Origin of the sequence: Micromonospora chersina (assembly GCF_900091475.1) — a bacterium.
GTDB lineage: Bacteria > Actinomycetota > Actinomycetes > Mycobacteriales > Micromonosporaceae > Micromonospora > Micromonospora chersina.
The window spans coordinates 3,722,528-3,744,152 of record NZ_FMIB01000002.1 but is presented as its reverse complement, the minus strand read 5'-3'; the positions used below and the strand labels follow the sequence as shown (position 1 = coordinate 3,744,152).

Here is a 21,625-nt window from a genome sequence, read left to right as displayed (position 1 = left end):
ATCCCATGATCCTGGTCACAGTCATTCCCGGGTTCGGCCGAGAGCTGGGGAGGTGACGGTGACGACCGTCGCGCTCAAGGATGTCACCAAGGTGTTCCAGGACGGAACAGTCGCGGTCGACACCATCAATCTGGATGTCAACGACGGCGAGTTCATGGTGCTGCTCGGCCCCTCGGGCTGCGGCAAGTCCACCGTGCTGCGGATGGTCGCCGGGCTGGAGGATCCCACCTCGGGCGCGGTGATGCTCGGCGGCGAGGTGGCCAACGACCTGCCGCCCCGGGACCGGAAGATCGCTATGGTCTTCCAGGACTTCGCCCTCTACCCACACATGACAGTGGGCGACAACATCGGCTTCCCACTCCGGCTCTCCGGCGTCGAGCCCGGGCCGCGCGGCGAGCGGATCCAGGACGTGGCCAGCGCGCTGGGCATCGGTGACGTGCTGGGACGCAAGCCCAGCCAGCTCTCCGGCGGCCAGCGGCAGCGGGTGGCCATGGGGCGGGCGATAGTGCGCCGGCCCGGGCTGTTCCTCATGGACGAGCCGCTCTCCAACCTGGACAGCGGCCTCCGCGCCGAGTTGCGCGCCGAGATCTCCGGGCTGACCCGCGAGCTGGGCGTCACCACCATCTACGTCACGCACGACCAGGCCGAGGCGCTGACCATGGCCGACCGGGTCGCCATCATGCGCAAGGGCGTGCTCCAGGACGTGGGCAACCCCACCCAGGTGTACGGCCGCCCTGCCACCCTCTACGTCGCCGCGTTCCTCGGCAGCCCGCGCATGAACCTGCTGGAGGCGTCGGTCTACGTCCACCTCGACCGGTACGTGGCGCTGAACCTCGGCGAGCAGGCGCTCTACCTGCCCTGGGACGACATCCGCAGCCGGGCCGTGGCGCACTACCACGGCGAGCGGATCGTGGTCGGCATGCGGGCCGAGGCGCTCACCCCGGTCGCTCCAGACACCGCCGGCGACGTGCTGCACGGCCGGATCCGCTACCTGGAGCACCACGGCCACGAGTCGCTGGCCTTCCTCGACATCGGCGCCACGGCCATCGTGGTGGACGAGATGGGCACCCCCGCGGAGAACGCCGCCTCCGGCCAGCGCGGCCTGCGCCGGTTCGGCCAGGTGATGCAGCGCCTCGCCGGGCGGGCGGCGGACGCACCGGTCTCCGCAGCCCCGAGCGGCGGCGGGAGCCGGACCAGCGTGCTTCCCGACCCGGGCCGGCACCACCGCCGCCCGGCCGAACTGGCCGTGCGGCTGGCCCCGTACCCGGCGGTGTCGGCGGGGCACCCGCTCGCGGTCCAGGTGCGGATGGACGCGCTGCACTTCTTCGACGAGCGCGGCGACCGGATCGACGTGGGCTGGCGCTGAGGATCGTGGCGTAGCCGACGGGCCTTCCGTGCTGGTTGCCCATGCCGGGCCACGCTGTGTCACGCACTCCTCAGGTCGGGACCGCTACGGCGGGTCCACGGCCGGCCGGCGGTAGGGGCCCCAGGCCACGAACCGGCGGAAGAGGTCGGCGGGGGCCGGCCCGTCGTCCGGGTTCAGTCGGTAGAGGTCCCGGGCGGCCTCGTGGAGCAGCCCGCACAGGTAGAGCGACAGGCCGATCTGGTCGTCCGCGTACTCGGCCTTGAGCAGCAGGCGCGCCTGCGCGCACGGCCACGGCTGCCCACAGGCCCGGCAGCACCACACGGGCCGCAGCGGCGTGTGCGGCGGTGCGTGCGACGGGTACGCCCTCGGCCGCTCCACCGCGGGCCCGTCCCCTGTGGTCGTCTCGTTCGGGATCCCCGTGCCGGAGGGCCCTTCCGGGGCCCTACCGGTGTCCGGTCGCCGTGACGGGTGCATGTGCGCCTCGCTTCGTTTGGGGGTGGGCCCGCCCCGGATCGGGGGAAGGGGGCGGGCCCGGGAGTCGCTCCTCGACGGGAACGGGCGACTCCGCTGGGTGACAGTCTGGTCACCCGGGCGTTAGGGTCGGAAGCCGTTCCGCCCCCACCAGCCCGGCCGTCCGGCCGGTCGTTCCCCGATGTGCAGAGGTGTGCAGAGGTGTGCAGATGAGCCGGATGCCGATGCTGGAGCTGTTCGCCGGGGAGCTGCGTCGGCTGCGCGGGGACGCCGGGCTGTCCCAGGAGGCGCTGGGTGAGCGGGTCAACTACTCGGCCTCGCTGGTGGCCGCCGTCGAGCAGTGCCGGCGCCCGCCCCGGGAGGAGTTCGCCCAGCGCTGCGACGAGGCACTGATGGCCGGCGGCCTGCTGGTCCGCATCCGGGACGCCCTGGTCCGGGAGAGCCTCATGCCCTGGTTCCGCGAGTGGGTGTCCATCGAGCAGGAGGCGACCACGTTGCGCAGCTTCCAGCCGCTGGTGGTGCCCGGGCTGCTCCAGACGGAGGCGTACGCCCGGGCGCTTTACGAAGGGGCGGCGCAGCTCGCCGGTGAGGAGATCGAGCAACCGCTCGCCGCGCGGCTGGCCCGGCAGGCGGTGCTGAACCGGCCCGGGCCGCCGCAGTTTGTGGCGGTGCTCGACTACACCGTGCTGGAGCGGCCGGTCGGCGGCCCCGAGGTCATGCGGGAGCAGTTGCGGCACCTGGCCGACGTGGGCCGCCGCCCTCGCGTCCACCTCCACGTGGTCCCGCGCGGCACCGGCGCCTACCCGGGGCTGAACGGGGCGTTCGTGCTCGCCACCCCGCCGGACGGCGACGACGTGGGCTACCTGGATAACCAGTTGCAGGGCACCATCGTCGAGCGGACGGTGGACGTAAACTCCCTGCGGCAGATCTGGGAGTCCGTGCGGGCGGAGGCCATGCCGCACGGGGCCACCCTGGCGGCGATCTCGGAGGCGGCAGAGCAATGGACCTGACCGGCGCGATCTGGCGCAAGAGCACCCGCAGCAGCGGCAACCAGGGCGACTGCGTGGAGGTGGCCGACAACCTGCCCGGCGTGGTGGCCGTGCGGGACAGCAAGGACCGGCACGGGCCGGCGCTCACCTTCACCCCGGCGAGCTGGGCGTCCTTCGTCGCCCACGCGAAGCGCCACTGAGCGGGGCCGGGGATGGGGACCGTGATCCGCAACGTCGCGTTCGACTGCGCCGACCCGTACGGGCTGGCGCGCTTCTGGAGCGGGGTGTTCGACTGCCCGGTCGATCCGGAGTTCCAGCCCGGCGACGAGGAACTCGTCATCGAGCCGCCCGGCGGCCCACGGGTCTACTTCCAGCGCGTGCCCGAGCCGAAGACCGTGAAGAACCGCGTGCACATCTGCCTGGAACCGGACGTACCGCGCGACCGGGAGGTCGAGCGGGTCCTGGCCCTGGGCGCCACCGTCGTCGCCGACCGGCGGGAGCCGGACGGCAGTGGCTGGGTCGTGCTGGCCGACCCCGAGGGCAACGAGTTCTGCCTGCTGCGCAGCGATGCCGAGCGCGCCCTTGCCGGGAAAGTTACTGACGAGTAGCGTCTGGGCATGTCCATCGACTCTCGCCAGGTCGCGGCCGGTCTGCTGGAGGCCGTGCCGTTCGCCCGCACGCTCGGTATCGAATTCGTCGAGGTCGCCCCCGAGGCCGAGGGCGGCGTCCGGGCCGTGGTCCGGCTCCCCGACGCCCCCGAGCACCACAACCACGTCGGCGGCCCGCACGCCGGCGCCATGTTCACCCTCGGGGAGACCGCCTCCGGGGCGGTGGTGCTCGCCGCGTTCGGGCCGGTGCTCGACCGGGCCGTACCGCTGGCCGTGACCGCCACCATCCGCTACCAGAAGGTCGCCCTCGGGCCGGTCCTGGCCACCGCGCGGCTCGGGCGCACCCCGGCCGAGGTGATCGCCGAACTGGACGCCGGGCAGCGGCCGGAGTTCCCGGTCGAGGTGGAGATCGGCACCGAGGACGGCACCGTGACCTCGGCGCTCACCGTCGTCTGGACGCTCCGCCCGAACCGCTGACGTCCGAATCGGGTTTGTCCGGCCGGTGTGCTGGATAGATTCAGGCAATGCTGGGCCTACCCGCTCACGTGACCGCCTGTCTCTTCGATCTGGACGGTGTGCTGACGCAGACCGCCAAGGTGCACAACGCCGCCTGGACCGAGACCTTCAACGCGTTCCTGCGGGCGCGGGCGGCGACCACCGGCGAGCCGTTCCGCCCGTTCGACCCCGGTCCCGACTACAACCGGTACGTGGACGGAAAACCGCGCGCCGACGGAGTGCGCTCGTTCCTGGCCTCGCGCGGGATCACCCTGCCCGAGGGTTCGCCGGACGACCCGCCCGAGGCGGAGACCGTCAACGGGGTGGGCAACCGGAAGAACGTCATCCTGCTCAAGCGGATCCACACCGACGGTGTCGAGGTCTACGAGGGCTCGGTGCGCTACCTGCACGAGGCCGTCCGGGCCGGGCTGCGCCGGGCGGTGGTCTCGGCCAGCGCCAACTGCCGTGACGTGGTCGCCGCCGCCGGGCTGGAGCCGCTGCTGGAGGCGCGGGTGGACGGGCTGGTGGCCCGCGAGCGCGGCCTGCGCGGTAAGCCGCACCCGGACACCTTCCTGGCCGGCGCGCAACTGCTCGGGGTGCCGCCGGAGAACGCGGCCGTCTTCGAGGACGCGCTGGCCGGCGTCGCCGCCGGGAAGGCCGGCGGCTTCGGGTACGTGGTCGGCGTCGACCGGGTCGGCCAGGCCGACGACCTGCGCGCGCACGGCGCCGACGTGGTGGTGACCGACCTGTCGGAGCTGCTCACCGGGGCGCACGCGTGATCCGGGAACGGGCGTACCCGGTCGAGCCGTGGCACGTCCGGGAGACCCGGCTCGACATGGACGTGCTGGCCCAGTCCGAGTCCGTCTTCGCCCTCTCCAACGGGCACGTCGGGCTGCGCGGCAACCTCGACGAGGGCGAGCCGCACGGCCTGCCCGGCACCTACCTGAACTCCTTCTACGAGCTGCGCCCCCTGCCGTACGCGGAAGCCGGCTTCGGTTTCCCCGAGTCCGGGCAGACCGTCGTCAACGTCACCAACGGCAAGCTCATCCGGCTGCTTGTCGACGACGAGCCGCTCGACGTGCGCTACGGCGAACTGCTCTCCCACGAGCGCGTGCTCGACCTGCGCGCCGGCACCCTGCACCGCGAGCTGCACTGGCGCTCGCCGGCCGGGCGGGACGTGAAGGTCCGCAGCACCCGGCTCGTGTCGTTCACCCAGCGGGCGGTCGCCGCGATCCACTACGAGGTCGAGGCGCTGGAGGGGCCGCTGCGGCTCATCCTCCAGTCCGAGTTGGTGGCCAACGAGACCCTGCCGCCGCAGAGCCGCGACCCGCGGGTGGCCGCCGTGCTGGAGTCGCCGTTGCAGGCCGAGGAGGAGCTGACCACCGACGACGGCGGGCTGCTCATCCACCGCACCAAGGTCAGCGGGCTGCGGGTCGCCGCCCAGATGGCGCACGACGTGGACGCCCCGGAGCGCACCAGCATCGAGTCCGAGGGCTACGAGGACTGGGTCCGCACCACCATCGGCTGCGTGCTCAAGCCCGGCCAGACGCTGCGGGTGGTCAAGTACCTGACGTACGGCTGGTCCAGCCGCCGGTCGCTGCCGGCGCTGCGGGACCAGGTCGGGGCGGCGCTGGCCGCGGCCCGGCTGGACGGCTGGGACGGGCTGCGCCGCGAGCAGCGGGAATACCTCGACGAGTTCTGGGACGCCGCCGACGTGCGGGTGGAGGGCGACCCGGAGGTGCAGCAGGCCGTCCGGTTCGGCCTCTTCCACGTGCTCCAGGCCGGCGCCCGCGCGGAACGCCGGCCGATCGCCGCCAAGGGCCTCACCGGCCCGGGGTACGACGGGCACGCGTTCTGGGACACCGAGATGTTCGTGCTGCCGGTGCTCACCTACACCCAGCCCGGCGCGGTGCGGGACGCCCTGCACTGGCGCCACTCCACCCTCCCGCAGGCGCAGGAACGGGCCCGGACGTTGAACCTGGCCGGGGCCGCCTTCCCGTGGCGGACCATCGAGGGGCCGGAGTCGTCGGCGTACTGGCCGGCCGGGACGGCCGCGTTCCACATCGCCGCCGACATCGCCGACGCGCTCCGCCGGTACGTGCTGGTCACCGGCGACCAGGCGCTGGAGGAGGAGATCGGCCTGGAGTTGCTTGTCGAGACGGCCCGGCTGTGGCGCTCGCTCGGCCACCACGACCGCACCGGGCGGTTCCACATCGACGGGGTGACCGGCCCGGACGAGTACACCGCGGTGAAGAACGACAACGTCTACACCAACCTGATGGCGCAGCGGAACCTGCTGACCGCCGCCGACTGCGCCATGCGCCACCGGGACCAGGCCCTCGACCTGGGCGTCACCGAGGAGGAGGCGGCCGCCTGGCGGGACGCGGCAGCCGCCATGCACCTCCCGTACGACCCCGAGATCCAGGTGCACGGGCAGGTGGAGGGCTTCACCCGGTTGCAGGAGTGGGACTTCGAGCACACGCCCCCGGAGAAGTACCCGCTGCTGCTGCACTACCCGTACTTCGACCTGTACCGCAAGCAGGTGGTCAAGCAGGCGGACCTGGTGCTCGCCATGCACTGGCGGGGTGACGCGTTCACCGGCCCGGAGAAGATGCGCAACTTCAACTACTACGAGCGGCGCACCGTGCGGGACTCCTCGCTGAGCGCCTGCACACAGGCGGTGATGGCCGCCGAGGTGGGCCATCCCGAGCTGGCCCACCGCTACCTGCGCGAGGCCGCGCTCATGGACCTGCACGACCTCAACGAGAACACCCGGGACGGCGTGCACATGGCCTCGCTCGCCGGGGCCTGGATCGCCCTGGTCGCCGGCTTCGGCGGCCTGCGCGACCACGACGGGACGCTCTCCTTCTCACCCCGGCTCCCCAGCCGGCTCAGCCGCCTGGAGTTCTCGCTCCAGTGGCGCGGGATGCGGCTGCGGGTCGACGTACGGCCGCACCAGACGACGTACTCGCTGCGCAACGGCGGGCCGGACACCGTGGTGGAGCTGCGCCACCACGCCGAGCCGATCCGCATCACTGCCGCCCAGCCGGTGACCGTGCCGGTGCCGCCGGCACACCCCTCGGGGCCGCAGCCGGAGCAGCCGCCGGGCCGGGCACCCCTGCTGCACCTGCCGGAGAACATGAGCTGAGCGAAGCCCCGGCCCGCGTGGTCGCGGGCCGGGGCTTCAGCGGCGTACGTCAGAACTGGCGGCCGTTGGACGGCCGGCCGCCGGCGTCACGCGGCGCCGTGGCCCGCGGGTCGTCGGCGGTGCGTGCCACGGAGGCGCGGTCCGCCCAGTCCTCCGAGCCCTTCAGCTCCTGTTTGCGGCGTTCCTGATCGGTGAGCTCCTGCTCTCGGGACCTGTCCTGTTTCGCCATGACGAGCCTCGCGATCCGTCGGGGTCCGTGGTCACCCCGCGCCTTCCCGATCCGGTCCGGCTCAACCGTCGAGGTGCCGGGCGAAGCTCAGCCGCAGGTGGTTCTTGGGCCGGGCGCCGACGATCGAGCCCACCACCTGCCCGTCCCGGAACACCAGCATCGTCGGCATCGACATCACCTGGTAGGCCCGGGTGCTCTGCGGGTTCTCGTCCGAATTCACGGTGACGAAGCGCAGCGCGTCGCCGAACTCCTCGGCCAGCTCCGCCAGGTGTTTCGACACCGGGCGGCAGGGCGGGCACCACTCCGCCCAGAAGTCGACCACCACCGGCCGGTCGGCGGCCAGCACGACGGTTGCGAAGGTCTCGTCGGTGACCGGGGTCAGTCGGCCCTGCTGCGTGTCCTGAGGCATGTTTCCTCCCGATGGGCGATCGCGCGGGCGAGCTGGTCGTGCAGCTGGTGGCGGACCGCCCCGAGCCGGTCGAGGTAGTCGTCCACCTCGGCGAGCTTGCGCCGCAGCACCGCCACCGAGTCGGGGCAGACGTCCCCGGAGCTGTTGCCGGCCCGCAGGCAGGCCACGAACGGCCGGATGTCGTCCAGCCCGAAGCCGACCGCCAGCAGCGCCCGGATCTCGTGCACGACGCGCAGCTCCGCCTCGTCGTAGATCCGGTAGCCGTTCGCCGACCGGCGCGGGCACACCAGCCCCTGGGACTCGTAGTAGCGCAGGGTGCGGGTGCTGGTCCCGGCCCGCTCCGCCAACTCCCCGATCCGCAACCCACCCACCCCCACCTGCCGAGCTCGCCCTCCTGACCACCGTCACGCTAAACCTTGCCGCCGACGTCAAGGCAACCCTCGCGCCCCGCCCTGAACCCCGCTGATCATGAAGTTGGCGGTGGGGGAGAGCGATTTCCCCGCCGCCAACTTCATGATCAGCGCCTCGGTGGGTATGAGCGGGCCGGAGGTGTGGGGATATGGGGGATTCCCGTGAGGTCAGCGTGCCGGTGGTGGACGGGGGGCTGCCGGCCGACGTGATCGTGCCGTCGGGGGCGGTGGGGGTGGTGTTGTTCGCGCACGGGAGCGGCAGTTCGCGGCACAGCCCGCGAAACGTCGCGGTGGCGCACGAGTTCAACGGGCGGGGACTGGGCACCGTGCTTGTCGACCTGCTCACCGCCGAGGAGGACGAGCGGGACGCCGTCACCGCCGAGCTGCGCTTCGACATCGGGATGCTCGCCGAGCGGCTGGCCGCCATCGTCGACTGGATGGCCGCCGAGCCGACGCTGGGCCGGCTGCCGATCGGGCTCTTCGGCGCCAGCACCGGCGCGGCCGCCGCCCTGGTCGCCGCTGCCGCCCGGCCGGAACAGGTCGGCGCGGTGGTCTCCCGGGGCGGCCGTCCGGACCTGGCCGGCAGCTCGCTGTCGGCGGTACGCGCCCCGACGCTGCTGATCGTCGGCGGGCTGGACGAGGAGGTGATCGTGCTGAACGAGCAGGCCAAGGCGGATCTGGGCGACATCGCCGAGCTGCGGATCGTGCCGGGCGCCACCCACCTCTTCGAGGAGCCGGGCACCCTGGACCAGGTGGCGGACCAGGCCGGCGCCTGGTTCACCACCCATCTCCGCCAGCCACACCCGGCCTGAACTGCATCACCCGGGCAGGGCGGCCCGGTGGCGTTGGACGGTGTCCAGCACCCGCCAGGTGACCGCGGCGATCGGCACCGAGACGAACGCGCCCGCGATGCCGGCGACCAGCGTGCCGGCGGTGACCACGACCAGGATGACCGCCGGGTGCAGTTGCACCTGCCGCTTCATCACCAGCGGCTCCAGCAGGTTGCCCTCGATCTGCTGGACGGCGATCACCGCGGCGAGGGTGAGCAGGGCGGTGGTGGGGCCGTTGGCGGCCAGGGCGACAAGCACCGCGACCGCGCCGGCCACGGTGGCGCCGATGATCGGCACGAACCCGCCCAGGAAGGTGATCAGCGCGAGCGGCAGGGCCAGCGGGACGCGCAGCAGCACCAGCGCCAGCCCGATGCCGAGGGCGTCGATCGCCGCGATGATCATCGTGCCCCGGCTGTACGCGCCGAGCGTCCGCCAGCCGGCCCGGCCCGCCTCGGCGGTCAGGTCGCGGCGCGGCCCGGTCATCCGGCGCAGCACCCAGTGCCACATCGAGCGGCCGTCCTTCAGCAGGAAGAAGAGGAGCACCAGGCCGAGCAGGAGCGAGCCGGCGACCTCGGCGGCCGTCCGCGCCCCGGCGACCGGGTCGGGGGCGCTGCCGCTGAGCCCCTTCCGGATCTGCTCGATCTGGCGGTCGAGCTGCTCGTCGGTGACCGGCAGGCTGGAGGTGACGAAGTCCCGGCTGCGCTCCAGGCCCTGGTCGAGCTGCTGGCTCAGCTCCCCGAACTGGCTCGCCGTCAGGTTCCACACCAGCGCGCCGACGCCGACCAGGACGCCGAGCAACAGCAGGACGCTGAGCAGGGCGGCCAGCGCGGCCGGCACCCGGAGCCGGCGCAGCCGCAGCAGCACCGGGTCGAGCAGCGCGGTGAGGAACAGTGTGCCGGCCAGCGCCACGGCCAGCGGCGCCAGCAGCACGGCGATCTTCCCGAGCAGCCAGAGCGCGGCGATCACCACCACGAGACACGCGCTCCAGGTGACGGCCGTCCGCACCGGCCAGGGCAGCCCCGCCCAGGTGTGCCGCGGTCCCGCCGCCCGGTTCCGCTCCGCCGGATCCGGCGTCCCAGCGTCCTCGTCCACGTCGCCTCCTCGATCGTGGCCGTTCCGTACCCGACGCACGCGAATCCGACACCCGGTCGGCGTTCGGGCACGGCGTGTTTGTGCCTCCGGCCCCAGGGAAGGCATTCAACGTATCGAAGGGAGCAGCGACATGAGCGACTTCATGGACAAGGCCAAGGACATGGCTGACAAGCATGACAAGCAGGTCGACCAGGGCATCGAAAAGGGCGGCGACATGGCCGACAAGCGGACCCAGGGCAAGTACGACGAGCAGATCGACAAGGGCGTCGACATGGCGCAGCAGCGGACCGGTCAGGGCGACACCGGACGCTGACCACAGCTCGCGATCCCGGGCCGTCCCGCACGGGCGGCCCGGGATCGTCGTGTCGGACCCGGAACAATCCTCTGGTTTCCATCGACCGACCTCGCTACCATCCGCAGTCGGGGCATGACTCAGCGTCGAGTCGTGCGGAGTCGACCCGCACCGCCCGCGGTGCCGTGGACGAGAGCGAGCCAGCCGGTGACCGACACTTCCCAGGCGACCATCCCGCAGCGCTACCCGTTCAACGCCCCTGTCCGGCTCGACCTGGACGCCCGCTACGCCGAGCTGCGCGAGCAGCCACTGGTCCGGGTCCAACTGCCCTACGGCGAGCCCGCCTGGCTGGCCACCCGGCACGCCGACGTGAAGACGGTGCTCGGCGACCCACGGTTCAGCCGGGCCGCGTCGGTCGGCCGTGACGAACCCCGGAACACCCCGCGCCAGCAGGAGACCGGCATCCTCTCGATGGACCCGCCGGAGCACACCCGGCTGCGCCGCCTCGTGGCGAAGGCGTTCACCGCGCGGCGGGTCGAGGAGCTGCGTCCGCGTACCCGGGCGGTGGCCGACGAACTGGTCGACGGGCTGCTCGCCGCCGGGCCGCCCGCCGACCTGGTGGCGCACCTGGCCACCCCGCTGCCGATCAGGGTGATCTGCGACCTGCTCGGCGTGCCGGTGTCCGACCAGGACAGGTTCCACACGTGGTCGGAGGCGATCGTGTCGACCACCTCGCTGGACCCGGGCCTCGCCCAGGAATACATCGACAACCTGCTCGCCTACATGGGCGGGCTTGTCGCCCAGCGCCGGCTCGAACCCGCCGACGACCTGCTCAGCGCGATGGTCCGGGCGCGCGACGAGCACGCCGACCGGCTCACCGAGGAGGAGATGGTCACCCTCGCCGCCGGGCTGCTCGCCGCCGGCCACGAGACCACCGTGACCCAGATCCCCAACATGGTGTACGTCCTGCTCACCACCCCCGGCGCCTGGGACACCCTGCGCGAGCGGCCCGAGCTGGTGCCGGTCGCCGTCGAGGAGCTGATGCGGTTCATCCCGCTCGGCGCGACGGCCGCCTTCCCGCGCTACGCCACCGAGGACGTCGAGCTGGGCGGGGTGCTGGTCCGGGCCGGCGAGCCGGTGGTGGTCAACATAGCGGCGGCCAACCGGGACGACGCGGTGTTCACCGACGCCGACCGGCTCGACCTGACCCGGACGGTCAACCCGCACCTCGGCTTCGGGCACGGCGTGCACCACTGCGTCGGCGCGCAGCTGGCCCGGATGGAGCTGCGGGTGGTGCTGGAGACACTGCTCGACCGGGCGCCGGGGCTCCGGCTCGCGGTGCCGGTGGAGGAGCTGACCTGGAAGAGCGGCCTGCTGGTGCGGGGCCTGGTGGCGATGCCGGTGGCCTGGTGAACCGGGCCGGAGCGGGGGAGGGCGCGTGAGCGAGGGAACCGAGTGGCGGCTGCACGTCGACCCGACCCGGTGCATCGGCTCCGGGATCTGCGCCGGTGTGGCGCCGCAGCACTTCGTGCTCGTCGACGGGCTGTCCCGGCCGGTGGCCGAGCGGATCGCCGCCGACGAGTCGGTGCTGGACGCGGCCGAGTCCTGCCCGCTGGAGGCGATCGTCGTGTCCGACCTGGACAACCTCCGGCGGATCGCCCCGGAGGGCTGACCGGTCACCAGCCGGGGTAGCGCGCCCCGTTCACGTTGACCCGCAGGCTGAACAGCGAGCTGGAGGCGCAGATGTAGAGCTGGTTGCGCTTCGGGCCGCCGAAGGTGAAGTTGGCGACCACCTCCGGCAGGTGCAGCTTGCCGAGCAGCGTGCCGTCCGGGTCGAAGCAGTGCAGCCCGTCGTGCGCGGCCACCCAGACCCGGCCGGCGTCGTCGAGGCGTACGCCGTCGAAGGAGCCGGCGTCGCAGGTGGCGAAGACCTCGCCGCCGCGGAGGGCGCCGCCCTCGGTGACGGCGAACCGGCGCAGGTGCTTCGCCCGGGTGTCGACCACGTAGAGCAGTGACTCGTCGGGGCTGAACGCCAGCCCGTTCGGCTGCCCGAAGTCGTCGGCGACGCGGCGTACCTCGCCGTCGTGCGGGTCGACCCGGTAGACGTGGTTGCCGCCGATCTCGCCCTCGGCCCGGTGGCCCTCGTAGTCGCTGTCGATGCCGTAGCTCGGGTCGGTGAACCAGATCGAGCCGTCGGAGTGCTCGACCACGTCGTTCGGGCTGTTCAGCCGCTTGCCGCGCCAGCGCTCGGCGAGCACCGTGTCGGTGCCGTCGGCCTCGGTCCGGGTGACCCGCCGCCGGCCCTGCTCGCAGCTCACCAGCCGCCCCCGTCGGTCGACGGTGTGCCCGTTGGCGTAGCCGGCCGGCTGGCGGAACACCCCGACCGCGCCGGTGGTCTCGTCCCAGCGCAGCAGCCGGTCGTTGGGGATGTCGCTGAAGACCAGGTGGCGCCCGGCGGAGAACCAGGCCGGGCCCTCCAGCCAGCGGCCGCCGGTCCAGAGGCACTCCGTCCACTCGTCGCCGTTGACCCGGCGGAACCGCTCGTCCCGCACCTCAAAACGCGTCCTGAACCGATCCACGCCGATCGCCTCCAGTCGTGACTGACGTTCGGCAAGAAGCTAGCATGACTGAACCAGAATCAGCCGTGACTTGAGACACCGAACGGAGGACGGTCGTGGACGACGTCGACCGGAAGCTGCTGGCCGCGCTGCAGAACGACGCCACCCAGTCGTACGCGGCGCTGGCCGGGCAGGTCGGCCTCTCCACGGGGGCGGTACACGAACGGGTGCGGAAGCTGCGGGAGCAGGGGGTGGTCCGGCGGACCACTGTGGACGTGGACCCGGGCGCGGTCGGCCGGGGCGTGCTCGCGTTCGTGCTGGTGGAGGCGAACGCCTGGATGGGCGACCACCCCACCCGGGACGCGCTCGCCGCGCTGCCCGAGGTGGTGGAGGCGCACGTCATCGCCGGCCCCGCCTCGCTGCTCGTGAAGATCCGGGTCGGCACGCCCGAGCAGCTCCAGGCCAGCCTGCGCCGGCTGTTCCAGGTCGAGGGCGTCACCGGCACGCAGACCGTGGTGGTGCTGGAGAGTTTCTTCGAGCGCCCGCTCGACCCGTACCCCCAGACCCCCTGACACGCGGCGGCGGCCACGCCCCCCGTGCCGGGAGCGTGGCCGCCGTGGTCGGTGGTCAGGACTTCTCGCGCAGCTCCCGCATCGACGTGGGCCGGCCGCTCAGCGCGTCGCGCATCCGGTCGACAAGGCCGGTGCCCGGGGCAAGCAGCTTGTTCGCCGGCGGGTGGTCCGGGGCGGCCGGGTGCGGCCGGGTCGGCGCCGACTTCTTCGCCGCCTCCACCTTGCCGGCCAGCTCGACCAGCTCCTCGCGGGCGCAGGCCGCGCGGAGCCGGGGGAAGAGGTCGCTCTCCTCCTCCTGCACGTGGTGCCGGATGGTCGCGGTCAGCTTGGTCAGCAGCTCGTCGAAGCGCGGCTCGGAGGGATCGAGGGACTCCAGCTCCTTCATGGTCCGCTCGGCGTCGGCGTGCTCGGAGATCTCGTGCTCGGCGAGCTGGTCGCCGTCGGGGAGGGCCTTGCGGGCGGCCGGGTAGACATAGGCCTCCTCGGCCACGGAGTGCCGGACCAGCTCGGCGATCACCACGTCGGCGAGCTGCCGCCGGTGCTCCGGGGTGCCCTGCCGGCTCTCCAGCTCGACGAAGATCGCCTCGACCTCGCGGTGGTCCGTCATCAGGACGTCGACGACGTCCCGTTCCGTCTGTACGTCGGTCATCTGAGTAGCCCCTTACCGGTGGGTTGCGGAACGGCTTGCCTGGCCCACTACCCTCGTCCGGTCGATCGAACCAGCCGGATTTCCGCCGCCTCCCACCCGGGGTGCTCAGCCGCTGGCCGGCTCCCACAGCAGGGCGGGCAGCTCGCCGAGCGCGGTCAGCGCGCGGCCGACCCAGGCCGGATCGGTGTCGTTGTGCTCGGTGGTCCGGACCACTGTCATGCCGACCGCCGCCGCCCCGGCCAGCTCGCCGTCCGCGCCGTCGCCCACGAACACGCAGTCGGCCGGCGCGACACCGAGGCGCTCCGCCGCCAGCCGGTAGATCGCCGGGTCGGGCTTGGCCAGGGCCACGTCGCAGGAGAAGATCGCGACGTCGAACCGGCGGGCCAGGTCGGTCGACGGCCACGCCTCGGCGGTCTCCGCGGTGGCGTTGCTGACCAGCCCGATCGGGTGGCCGTCGGCGCGCAGCGCGTCCAGCACCGCGACGGTTTCCGGCCGGACGCGCGACAACAGCCGCCGGGCCAGCTCCCGCCGGTGCGCGGCGGCCCGGGCCACCTGCTCCTCGGTGGGCGAGCCACCGAGCCGCCGGGCCAGGAGGCGCACCGTCTCCGCGGCGTCCCAGCGGGTCATCCGGTCCCGCCACGTCGCGTGGTACGCGTCGACAAGGGCGGCCGGCTCCACCCCCACCATCAGCGCCATCTCGCCGACCACCCGGTCCCGCTCGGGGTCCCCGCCAGGCACCAGGGTGTGGAACAGGTCGAAGATCACCGGTCGTGGCACGGTCAGACTCTAGCGGGGTCGGTGACCCGGCGGACGCCGAAAGGGCCGGCCTCCCCGCCCGGGGAGACCGGCCCTTGACTGCTCGGTCAGGAGCTGTAACCGCGGCCGGCGATCCAGTTGGCCAGCTCGGTCACGTCCATCCAGTACGTCGGCTCGTTCGGGCTGGCCGGGTCGGCGATCAGCACCGTGTTGCCGTCGTCCTTGTACTCCACCACGGTCAGGTAGTGACCGGGGTAGCTGTGCTCGACACCGTCGATGTCCAGCGCGCCGCCCAGGATGTTGGCGACGACCGGCCGGCCCTGGTCCACGGCGGCCTTGACGTCCGCCCGCAGGCGCTCGACCTGCTCCTTGGTGGCCACGTCGTCCCGGATCTCGGTGGTCTTGTACTTGCCACCGGTGTACTCGTTGAGCACCCGGGTGATGTCGAGGGCCGAGTCGGTGCCGTTCTCGGTGGTGCCCAGCTTGGCGGCCAGCTCGTCCTGGCTGACCTCCTTGCCCTCGGCCGACAGGGCGATACGGGTCGAGGCCGGGCCGCAGTAGAAGAAGTTCGGCTGCGCCTCGTACTCGTAGCCGGCGCTGCGCTCGCCCTTGCCCTTCAGGGCGGCCGACGGCGCGGCCTGCGCGGCGACAGCCGGGCCGAGGACGGTGCCGCCGCACATCACCAGGCCGGCGACGGACAGCATGCTCTTACGGAAGATCGAGTTCATGTCGAGGCTCCATTCGGGGGGTGACGTCTCCGGGGTCCGGAGACGCGGCACCGGGAGTGGCGCTCGGCGTGCTCTCTGGGGATCTCGGTGCGCACTGGAGGCGCTGCCCCACTCGCTCACCGGGGGCGGCGGGCCTGCCGCCCGCTCGCTCATATCGCTCGTACGGGAGGTGCAACGGCCCGGCACGGGCCCCGATTTCCGCAGGTGGCGGCCGTCACGGTTTAACCGGACACCCGGCGCGGACGTCTCGTCGGCGCGGTGACCGACGGGTCAGTCGGTGCCGGTGGGAAGGCTCCCGAGCAGACGGCTCACGGCGATCTCGATGACCACCCGCTGCGGATTCGGACGCGGGGTGCGATACCGCTCGGCGTACCGCCGCTCGGCCTCGGCCACCGCCTCCGGGTCGCGGCGCAGCACCGCCCGGCCCTCCACGGTCAACCACCAGCGGCCGTCGACGTGGCAGACCGCCACGGGGGTGCCCGCCGGACCGGCCGCGGCGACGTGCCGGGCCTTGGCCGACGTGCCGGAGGTGATCACACGGGCCAGCCCGGCGTCCGCGTCGAAGGTGACACCCACCGGCACGACATGCGGGGTGCCGTCCCCGCGCAGGGTGGTCAGCGTGGCGAGGTGCCGCTCCCGGAAGAACCGGGCGACCCGCTCGTCGTGTGGATCCAACCGGTGGTCGCCCGCCATGTGCCGTCCTCGGTGCCCTGAATCGGGCCGACCGCCGGCCCCGCGCCGATCATGACACGGGGCGGCGCGCCCGGCCCGGCTCCGGCGGGGAGTCCGACCGGTCGGGCAGCCCCCGCTGCGCGGCCCGGTGCTTCGCGGCCAGCCGGCCCAGGTAGATCAGCGCACCGGCCAGCACGCCCATGTCGTCCAGGTAGATCGGGTCGGGGAGCACGTCCACCGGCAGGATCGTGTAGATCAGCGCGCCGTAGAAGGCGACCTTGCCGCCGACCCCGAGCGCGCCCAGCATGCGGCGGGTGCGGACCACCCGGACGGCGAGCAGCACCGCCCCGACCAGCGTCGCCAGCGCGGCGACGGCGGCGAGCACGACAAGTACCCACGCTTCACGGGACACGAGGTCACGCTAACCGAGCCGGGCCAGTTCCGCCCGAGGCGCGTCAGTACGCCGGCACGGCCGCCCGCCCCCGGGCCACCGGGGTCAGCTCGCGGGTGGTCTCGACGGCCCGGCTGGGCGTCGGCAACTCCCGGGTGGCCTCCGGCCCGGCCAGGTCGACGATGGACAGCGACGACTGCGGCGCGGCCGCCGGCCGGGTCGCCGCGTACGCCTCGTCGCGCAGGCTCCGCGCGGCGGCGGCGGCCAGCTCGGCGGCCCGCCAGGCGGCCTGCTCCCGCTCCAGGGCGGCCTGCTGCCGGGCCCGCAGGTTGTCCCGTACCAGCCGGCGCAGCAGCAGTTCCTGCTCCACCGGGTGCCGGCGCGGATCCCAGCCCCGGTGGCCGAGGATGTCGCTGAGCTGCTGCACGGTGATCTCCTTGCGCCACTGGGCGTCCAGCGCCGCCCGGTGCAGCCAGCGCTCCCGGTCCACGTACTCGGCCGGGGTCCGGGCGGTCCGGGGCAGGGGCAGCGCCGCGGCGGCGGCCAGCCGGCGGACGTCCTCCTCCGCCGCCTCGTACGCCCGCCACGCCTCCTCGACCTCCTCCTGCGCGGCCAGCCACTCCGTCCGGCGCCGCTCGGCGGTCGCCGCCGCCCGGGACGCGGCCACCGCGACCTCCTGCGCGTACCGGGCCCGCTCGCGGGCCTCCTCGCGGGCCTGCGCGGCCAGGTCGATGCTGCTCGGCCGGGCGGCCTCGCTGATCCGGTCGCCGAACACCGACCGGAACCGGGCCGGGCGGAGGATCAGGGCGGCGACCACGATCGCCGCCACGGCGAGCAGCGCCAGCCAGATCACGGCGGCGCGCGGAACGTCGGGCAGGACGGTGGAGAAGACGGTCTGCATCACCAGCACCTCGTGGTGGAACGGTCGGAGTCAACGGTCGGGGCCCGGTGGACGGGCGGTGGGTCGCGGCCGGAACGCGACGGGGTGCGCGGCGGGGCGCGGTCGAGCGCGCCGGAACGAACCCGAAGGGCGGCGGGTCAGGCGCGCGGCGGACCGCGGCGGGCGATGGCGGCCCGGCCGGGGTCGGCGGCGACCACGACGTCCGGACCCGCGACCGGTGCGGCGGCGCCGGCCGTGCCCCGGCGCGGCGGGCCGGCCGGAGCCGGCGCGGTGAGCGGGTGCCGGACGGGCGAGTCAGCGGCCGGCGCGGCGGCGGGGCGGACGCCGGACCCCTCCGCGACCCGGCGGGCGGCCGGACCCAGGTCGACGGCGGCGGACGCGTCGATGCGGACGTCGACGGCGGAGGGCCCGTGGAGGCCGGCCGCGGAGAGCGCGTCGAGCCGGAGGTCGACGGCCGGGCGGGCCGTCGCGGTCGGGTGGTGGTCGGCGGCCGTGACGGCGGCCGGGCCGGTGAGCCCGGAGATGACCGCCAGGGCGGTCACCGCCGTGCGGGCGATCCTGCGCAGCGTGGCCGTCCAGAGGGACGAGGCGAACGCTACGGGCAGCACCGTTTCAACCTATCGGTCAGGTCCGCATCGTGCAGCTCGACGATCTTTCCGGTCGACGTGACCCGCCCCACCATTCGCTGTGGACGGATCCTGTCCGCCGGTTCGGCGAACGGGCGGGCGCCCCTCCGGACGCGAACGGCGCGCCCCCGGTGGACGCGAACGGCGCGGCGCCCCGGTGGGGACGCCGCGCCGTCGTCAGGCTGCGGTCAGTTGCCGCCGAGCACCGGCGGCGGGGCCGCCTCGCCGTCGGTCCAGACCATCTCGTCCTCGGTCAGCCAGGTCAGCCGGCCCTCGGCGTCGTCGTCCTGGTCGCCACGCGCGCCCAGCACGCCGTTTCGGCCGGCCATGGCGGGCCGCCCGGTGGCGCCGCCCTTGCCCGTGGAGCGGCCCTCCGTCTCGACCGTCACGCCCCGCCCGGAGGCGAGGCGCCCGGTGCCCGCGGCCGACCGGCTCTCGGCGCCGATGCCGCCCACCCGGCCGGAGCCGGCCGAGCCACCGCCCGAGCCGGCCAGCGACCCGGTGCCGAGCACGCCCGGCATGCCGTAGAGCGAGCCGCCGCCCCCGCCGGCGGGCAGGGTCGGGTTGGCGCCGCCGAGCCCGGGGCCCGCCAGGCCGGTCGTCGGACCGGGGACGGTCAGCGGACCGGCGCCCGCCAGCGAGGTGCCGGTCGGGTCGACGGTGCCGACCGAACCGACGCTGCCCGGGGTGCCCGTGCCGGGCTGGCCGCCCGTCGTGGCGCCGCCCGTCGTGCCGCCGCCCACCGTGCCGCTGCCCGGGGCGGTGTGGTGCACGCCCGAGGTGGTCGCGGTGCCGTTCGCCGCGGGGCCGAAGCTGCCGACGCCCGGCCCGGCCGACGGCGTGCTCACCGACGGGCCGCTGCGCAGCGTCGGGTCCGTCGGGTCGCTGTGGCCCGGCAGCTCCGTGGGCGCCGGCTCCGGCACGACGATCCGGCCGTACGCCGAAAAGTCGTAGCCCTCGGCCAGCTTGGCGACGACCTGCACCATCCGCTGGTGCGCCTTCTCCTGCTCGGCCTTGTCCTGCTCGTGGCCGACGATGCCGCCGATCAGCGCGCCGGGCAGGCCACCGACCAGGAAGCCCTTTCCGGCGTTGGAGAGCATCTTGTCGTTGTCGTCGGTCTCCTCGGGGCTCTCCGCCTTGGCCTGGGCGGTGCGCAGCTCGCTGGCCATCATGTCGAGCCCCTGCCGGATGCCCGTCATGCCCTCGGCCAGGTTGCCGGAGTAGTCGGCGACCAGGCTGAGCCGGCGCCGGAACTCCCGGGCGGCGTCGCCCGTCCACGTCTTCAGCAGCGCGTCGAGGTCGGCGGTCAGGTCACGGCCGAGGTCGTCGAGGGTGCCCTTGAGCGACGTCCACTGGGCGCTGAGACCGTCGATCTGCTTCGGGTCACCCGCGTTGACGCCCTGGTAGAGCTCCTTGTGGCTGACGTGCTCGTAGCGCTGGGTGTATTCAGACACGCGGATCCTCTCCCTTCGGCTTCATCGCCTCGGTCAGCCCGGAGAGTGCGGCGGCGATGTCGGCCGCGGCGGCGGCGTTGCGTGCCTCGGCGGTCCGGTAGTTCGTCATGATCGTCTTGGTGGCCTTCTGGGCGGCGACAATCGCCCGGCGCAACCGCTCGACGTGGTTGACGTAGCTCTGGTGCGTCTCGGAGTAGCGACGCGCGTTGTCGTTGGCGTCCGTGAACGTGCCGAGCGCCGGCGGCCGGCACTGCATCTCGGTGTTGAGCTTCTTCAACACCGACTCGGCCTCACTCAGCCTGCGCTCGAGCCGCTGGTGAAAGTCCTCCAAGGACAGTACGTCTACTGTCGTGCGCCCGGTCATGGCTGCATCCCCGTAGTCATCGTCGATAACCGTTGGCCACGTTCAGGTTAGTCGACCCGGGCCAACCGGGGCGACCCGTCATCGGGTTCCTTCCACTTCGGACCGTCGCGGCGCCGGTCACCCGCCCTGGGCGGGGGCCGCGTCCTCGCCCGGGCCGGCCGTCGCACCGCCGCCGGGCGTGGCGCCCGGATCGAAGTACGTCATCGCGTCCTCGCGCTCCAGGGTCGGACCGGTCGGCACCAGCGCGAGGAGGGACGCGGGCACCGCGAGCGGGGTCACGTCGCCGTAGCCGAGGGCGCTCTTCGCGTCGCCGGAGGCGGTGCCGAGCGGGAATCGGACCCCCTGGGCGGTGATCAGGTAGACCGTGGAGCCGGCCGCCGGCTTGCCGGTCTCCCCGGCGGTGGCCTGCACCAGCACGCCCTTGCCGCCGGGCAGCAGCACGCTCTCGGCGGTCCGGACCGCGTCCCGGGCGCTCTGCCGCGCGGGCACCCCGGTCGCCGCGGTCAACTCGGCCGGCGGCTGGTCGAAGACCTCCAGGGTGGTGGTCGGCTGGCCGGCCGGGCCGGAGCGGTACGTGGCGCAGAGCACCGTCCGCCCCGCGCGGACCTCGTGCAGGGTGGGCAGCCGGACCGGCAGCCCCTCGGCCTCCAGCCGCTGGTCGGTGAGGAGCTGGCCGGCCTGGTCCGGCGTGATGTCGGTGACCTGGCCGCCGCCGCCCAGCAGCAGCAGTGCGGTGACCTCCCCGATCGCCACCAGGCCCTGCTTGGCGAGCACGTAGTACTGGCCGGCGGCCCGGTAGACCTGGCCGACCCGGGCCGGGCGGTCGCCGACGGTCAGCCCGCTCGGGCCGCCGTCCCCGTCGATCGTCGGCTTGCGCAGCGCCGGGCCGACCGGCACCGCGTTGAGCAGCTGCTGCCCGACCGTGAGGGTGGCCGCGCCGGCCATCTTCAACGCCACCAGCGCCTGCTCGTCGCCGACCACCCGCAGCCGGGAACCGCCGGTGAGCAGGTAGCGCGCGTCGTTCACCTTGACCAGGACCGCCCGGTCGGTGAGCGGGGTGCCCCCGGGCAGCGGCCGGTCGATCACCAGGCGGGTGGTGGAGCGCTGCGGGTCGTTCGGGTCCGGGACGTCGCACACCGACCAGGGGAGGCCGACCAGCGACTTCCGGTCCGGCAGGTCGTCCGGGGCGCCCACGATGCCCACCGCCCGGCCGCGCGGCCGGTCCTTGATCGAGGCCTGCGACATCGTGCGGACCGGCGCGCCGGCGTCGTTGAGGATGAGCCGCGCCGAGGCGTAGTTGAGCGTCGGGTGCAGCACCTTGTCGTCGCCGAAGACGTAGGTGGCGCCGGTCTCCCGCTCGATGACCAGCGTGTTCGGCTCCAGCGGGGCGGAGTTGCTGGTGAACTGCCCGTACGCGCCCGCGCCGCCGAGCACGACCGCGGCGGCGATGACGCTGCCGAACACCGCCATGCCGAGGCGCCGCATCGGCAGGTCGTTGGTCTCCGGGTCGCCGGAGAGCAGCGCCGAGACGATCCGGCGGGTGACGAAGCGGTACGCCTGCACCTGATCGCGGCGGGTCCGCATGACTAACCTCCGGCAGGGGTGGGTCCGCGAC

General features: G+C 73.6%; 28 protein-coding genes. 12 read left to right on the top strand and 16 right to left on the bottom strand.

Annotated features, from left to right (window positions below; translation table 11 throughout):
• The first annotated feature begins 58 nt into the window (after nt 1–58).
• Nucleotides 59–1,366, top strand: a complete 1,308-nt coding sequence (locus GA0070603_RS17300) for an ABC transporter ATP-binding protein (protein WP_091322047.1) — start codon at nt 59–61, stop codon at nt 1,364–1,366.
• 84 nt (nt 1,367–1,450) lie between these two features.
• On the opposite strand, the gene GA0070603_RS17295 is transcribed toward GA0070603_RS17300, so the two are convergent.
• Nucleotides 1,451–1,780, bottom strand: coding sequence for a hypothetical protein (locus GA0070603_RS17295; RefSeq protein ID WP_091322045.1), 330 nt, complete (start codon nt 1,778–1,780; stop codon nt 1,451–1,453).
• 266 nt (nt 1,781–2,046) lie between these two features.
• Between GA0070603_RS17295 and GA0070603_RS17290 the strand changes: the two genes are divergently transcribed.
• Genes GA0070603_RS17290 through GA0070603_RS17265 form a run of 6 tightly spaced genes read left to right on the top strand, consistent with a single transcriptional unit; the run spans nt 2,047 to nt 7,077 of the window.
• Nucleotides 2,047–2,847, top strand: coding sequence for a helix-turn-helix domain-containing protein (locus GA0070603_RS17290; RefSeq protein WP_091314932.1), 801 nt, complete (start codon nt 2,047–2,049; stop codon nt 2,845–2,847).
• On the top strand, nt 2,838–3,026 hold the full coding sequence (locus tag GA0070603_RS17285) for a DUF397 domain-containing protein (protein ID WP_091314929.1): 189 nt from the start codon (nt 2,838–2,840) through the stop codon (nt 3,024–3,026). Before GA0070603_RS17290 ends, GA0070603_RS17285 begins: the two co-directional genes overlap by 10 nt.
• Nucleotides 3,027–3,038: 12 nt before the next feature.
• Nucleotides 3,039–3,434 (top strand): VOC family protein, encoded by a 396-nt coding sequence (locus tag GA0070603_RS31510; protein ID WP_091314926.1) that lies wholly within the window; start codon nt 3,039–3,041, stop codon nt 3,432–3,434.
• Between the two features lie 9 nt (nt 3,435–3,443).
• Nucleotides 3,444–3,911 carry a DUF4442 domain-containing protein gene (locus GA0070603_RS17275; protein ID WP_091314922.1) on the top strand — a complete coding sequence of 156 codons (468 nt, stop codon included), beginning with the start codon at nt 3,444–3,446 and terminating at the stop codon, nt 3,909–3,911.
• 47 nt (nt 3,912–3,958) lie between these two features.
• Nucleotides 3,959–4,708: a beta-phosphoglucomutase family hydrolase gene (locus GA0070603_RS17270; RefSeq protein WP_091314918.1), complete on the top strand. Its 750-nt coding sequence runs from the start codon at nt 3,959–3,961 to the stop codon at nt 4,706–4,708.
• Nucleotides 4,705–7,077, top strand: a complete 2,373-nt coding sequence (locus GA0070603_RS17265) for a glycoside hydrolase family 65 protein (protein ID WP_091314915.1) — start codon at nt 4,705–4,707, stop codon at nt 7,075–7,077. The genes GA0070603_RS17270 and GA0070603_RS17265 overlap by 4 nt, the downstream gene beginning before the upstream one ends.
• A gap of 49 nt (nt 7,078–7,126) precedes the next feature.
• Here the strand turns inward: GA0070603_RS17265 and GA0070603_RS17260 are convergent, their stop codons facing one another.
• From GA0070603_RS17260 to GA0070603_RS17250, 3 genes are all read right to left on the bottom strand, one after another.
• On the bottom strand, nt 7,127–7,306 hold the full coding sequence (locus GA0070603_RS17260; RefSeq protein WP_091314912.1) for a hypothetical protein: 180 nt from the start codon (nt 7,304–7,306) through the stop codon (nt 7,127–7,129).
• A 61-nt stretch (nt 7,307–7,367) separates the two neighbouring features.
• Entirely contained in the window at nt 7,368–7,715 is a 348-nt protein-coding gene (gene trxA, locus GA0070603_RS17255; protein WP_091314908.1) for a thioredoxin, read from the bottom strand.
• Nucleotides 7,685–8,077 carry a MerR family transcriptional regulator gene (locus tag GA0070603_RS17250; RefSeq protein WP_091314905.1) on the bottom strand — a complete coding sequence of 131 codons (393 nt, stop codon included), beginning with the start codon at nt 8,075–8,077 and terminating at the stop codon, nt 7,685–7,687. Before GA0070603_RS17250 ends, trxA begins: the two co-directional genes overlap by 31 nt.
• Nucleotides 8,078–8,274: 197 nt before the next feature.
• Between GA0070603_RS17250 and GA0070603_RS17245 the strand changes: the two genes are divergently transcribed.
• On the top strand, nt 8,275–8,937 hold the full coding sequence (locus GA0070603_RS17245) for a dienelactone hydrolase family protein (RefSeq protein ID WP_091314902.1): 663 nt from the start codon (nt 8,275–8,277) through the stop codon (nt 8,935–8,937).
• Nucleotides 8,938–8,943: 6 nt separating this feature from the next.
• On the opposite strand, the gene GA0070603_RS17240 is transcribed toward GA0070603_RS17245, so the two are convergent.
• On the bottom strand, nt 8,944–10,047 hold the full coding sequence (locus tag GA0070603_RS17240) for an AI-2E family transporter (RefSeq protein ID WP_091314899.1): 1,104 nt from the start codon (nt 10,045–10,047) through the stop codon (nt 8,944–8,946).
• A gap of 130 nt (nt 10,048–10,177) precedes the next feature.
• Between GA0070603_RS17240 and GA0070603_RS17235 the strand changes: the two genes are divergently transcribed.
• The 3 genes from GA0070603_RS17235 to GA0070603_RS17225 all read left to right on the top strand — a co-directional run bounded on the left by GA0070603_RS17235 (nt 10,178) and on the right by GA0070603_RS17225 (nt 12,011).
• On the top strand, nt 10,178–10,360 hold the full coding sequence (locus GA0070603_RS17235) for an antitoxin (RefSeq protein ID WP_091314897.1): 183 nt from the start codon (nt 10,178–10,180) through the stop codon (nt 10,358–10,360).
• Nucleotides 10,361–10,546: 186 nt separating this feature from the next.
• Nucleotides 10,547–11,752: a cytochrome P450 gene (locus GA0070603_RS17230; protein ID WP_208862900.1), complete on the top strand. Its 1,206-nt coding sequence runs from the start codon at nt 10,547–10,549 to the stop codon at nt 11,750–11,752.
• Between the two features lie 25 nt (nt 11,753–11,777).
• On the top strand, nt 11,778–12,011 hold the full coding sequence (locus GA0070603_RS17225) for a ferredoxin (protein WP_091314890.1): 234 nt from the start codon (nt 11,778–11,780) through the stop codon (nt 12,009–12,011).
• A gap of 4 nt (nt 12,012–12,015) precedes the next feature.
• Here the strand turns inward: GA0070603_RS17225 and GA0070603_RS17220 are convergent, their stop codons facing one another.
• Complete coding sequence (locus tag GA0070603_RS17220) at nt 12,016–12,918, bottom strand: SMP-30/gluconolactonase/LRE family protein (RefSeq protein ID WP_091314888.1); 903 nt, start codon at nt 12,916–12,918, stop codon at nt 12,016–12,018.
• Between the two features lie 95 nt (nt 12,919–13,013).
• On the opposite strand from GA0070603_RS17220, the gene GA0070603_RS17215 reads away from it, so the two are divergent.
• Nucleotides 13,014–13,469 (top strand): Lrp/AsnC family transcriptional regulator, encoded by a 456-nt coding sequence (locus GA0070603_RS17215; RefSeq protein WP_091314884.1) that lies wholly within the window; start codon nt 13,014–13,016, stop codon nt 13,467–13,469.
• A 55-nt stretch (nt 13,470–13,524) separates the two neighbouring features.
• On the opposite strand, the gene GA0070603_RS17210 is transcribed toward GA0070603_RS17215, so the two are convergent.
• The 10 genes from GA0070603_RS17210 to eccB all read right to left on the bottom strand — a co-directional run bounded on the left by GA0070603_RS17210 (nt 13,525) and on the right by eccB (nt 21,594).
• Nucleotides 13,525–14,118 (bottom strand): hemerythrin domain-containing protein, encoded by a 594-nt coding sequence (locus GA0070603_RS17210; RefSeq protein WP_091314881.1) that lies wholly within the window; start codon nt 14,116–14,118, stop codon nt 13,525–13,527.
• 105 nt (nt 14,119–14,223) lie between these two features.
• Entirely contained in the window at nt 14,224–14,895 is a 672-nt protein-coding gene (locus GA0070603_RS17205) for an HAD family hydrolase (RefSeq protein WP_091314878.1), read from the bottom strand.
• A gap of 86 nt (nt 14,896–14,981) precedes the next feature.
• Nucleotides 14,982–15,602 carry a C39 family peptidase gene (locus GA0070603_RS17200; protein ID WP_091314874.1) on the bottom strand — a complete coding sequence of 207 codons (621 nt, stop codon included), beginning with the start codon at nt 15,600–15,602 and terminating at the stop codon, nt 14,982–14,984.
• A 270-nt stretch (nt 15,603–15,872) separates the two neighbouring features.
• Nucleotides 15,873–16,295, bottom strand: a complete 423-nt coding sequence (locus GA0070603_RS17195; RefSeq protein WP_091314872.1) for a pyridoxamine 5'-phosphate oxidase family protein — start codon at nt 16,293–16,295, stop codon at nt 15,873–15,875.
• 49 nt (nt 16,296–16,344) lie between these two features.
• Complete coding sequence (locus tag GA0070603_RS17190) at nt 16,345–16,686, bottom strand: YkvA family protein (protein ID WP_091314869.1); 342 nt, start codon at nt 16,684–16,686, stop codon at nt 16,345–16,347.
• Nucleotides 16,687–16,729: 43 nt separating this feature from the next.
• Complete coding sequence (locus GA0070603_RS17185; protein ID WP_091322043.1) at nt 16,730–17,566, bottom strand: hypothetical protein; 837 nt, start codon at nt 17,564–17,566, stop codon at nt 16,730–16,732.
• Between the two features lie 137 nt (nt 17,567–17,703).
• Nucleotides 17,704–18,174 carry a hypothetical protein gene (locus tag GA0070603_RS17180; protein WP_091314865.1) on the bottom strand — a complete coding sequence of 157 codons (471 nt, stop codon included), beginning with the start codon at nt 18,172–18,174 and terminating at the stop codon, nt 17,704–17,706.
• A gap of 206 nt (nt 18,175–18,380) precedes the next feature.
• Nucleotides 18,381–19,646, bottom strand: coding sequence for a WXG100 family type VII secretion target (locus GA0070603_RS17175; protein ID WP_091314861.1), 1,266 nt, complete (start codon nt 19,644–19,646; stop codon nt 18,381–18,383).
• Nucleotides 19,639–20,010, bottom strand: a complete 372-nt coding sequence (locus GA0070603_RS17170; protein ID WP_091314858.1) for a DUF2563 family protein — start codon at nt 20,008–20,010, stop codon at nt 19,639–19,641. The genes GA0070603_RS17175 and GA0070603_RS17170 overlap by 8 nt, the downstream gene beginning before the upstream one ends.
• 117 nt (nt 20,011–20,127) lie before the next feature.
• Nucleotides 20,128–21,594, bottom strand: a complete 1,467-nt coding sequence (gene eccB / locus GA0070603_RS17165) for a type VII secretion protein EccB (RefSeq protein WP_091314854.1) — start codon at nt 21,592–21,594, stop codon at nt 20,128–20,130.
• Nucleotides 21,595–21,625 lie beyond the last annotated feature (31 nt).

Coding starts and splice junctions, on each gene's coding strand:
- GA0070603_RS17200 (WP_091314874.1), bottom strand. CDS start 15,602: ATGAACTCGATCTTCCGTAAGAGCATGCTGTCCGTCGCCGGCCTGGTG.
- GA0070603_RS17170 (WP_091314858.1), bottom strand. CDS start 20,010: ATGACCGGGCGCACGACAGTAGACGTACTGTCCTTGGAGGACTTTCAC.
- GA0070603_RS17290 (WP_091314932.1), top strand. CDS start 2,047: ATGAGCCGGATGCCGATGCTGGAGCTGTTCGCCGGGGAGCTGCGTCGG.
- GA0070603_RS17260 (WP_091314912.1), bottom strand. CDS start 7,306: ATGGCGAAACAGGACAGGTCCCGAGAGCAGGAGCTCACCGATCAGGAA.
- trxA (WP_091314908.1), bottom strand. CDS start 7,715: ATGCCTCAGGACACGCAGCAGGGCCGACTGACCCCGGTCACCGACGAG.
- GA0070603_RS31510 (WP_091314926.1), top strand. CDS start 3,039: ATGGGGACCGTGATCCGCAACGTCGCGTTCGACTGCGCCGACCCGTAC.
- GA0070603_RS17185 (WP_091322043.1), bottom strand. CDS start 17,566: ATGCAGACCGTCTTCTCCACCGTCCTGCCCGACGTTCCGCGCGCCGCC.
- GA0070603_RS17245 (WP_091314902.1), top strand. CDS start 8,275: ATGGGGGATTCCCGTGAGGTCAGCGTGCCGGTGGTGGACGGGGGGCTG.
- GA0070603_RS17270 (WP_091314918.1), top strand. CDS start 3,959: ATGCTGGGCCTACCCGCTCACGTGACCGCCTGTCTCTTCGATCTGGAC.
- GA0070603_RS17210 (WP_091314881.1), bottom strand. CDS start 14,118: ATGACCGACGTACAGACGGAACGGGACGTCGTCGACGTCCTGATGACG.
- GA0070603_RS17195 (WP_091314872.1), bottom strand. CDS start 16,295: ATGGCGGGCGACCACCGGTTGGATCCACACGACGAGCGGGTCGCCCGG.
- eccB (WP_091314854.1), bottom strand. CDS start 21,594: ATGCGGACCCGCCGCGATCAGGTGCAGGCGTACCGCTTCGTCACCCGC.
- GA0070603_RS17275 (WP_091314922.1), top strand. CDS start 3,444: ATGTCCATCGACTCTCGCCAGGTCGCGGCCGGTCTGCTGGAGGCCGTG.
- GA0070603_RS17285 (WP_091314929.1), top strand. CDS start 2,838: ATGGACCTGACCGGCGCGATCTGGCGCAAGAGCACCCGCAGCAGCGGC.
- GA0070603_RS17235 (WP_091314897.1), top strand. CDS start 10,178: ATGAGCGACTTCATGGACAAGGCCAAGGACATGGCTGACAAGCATGAC.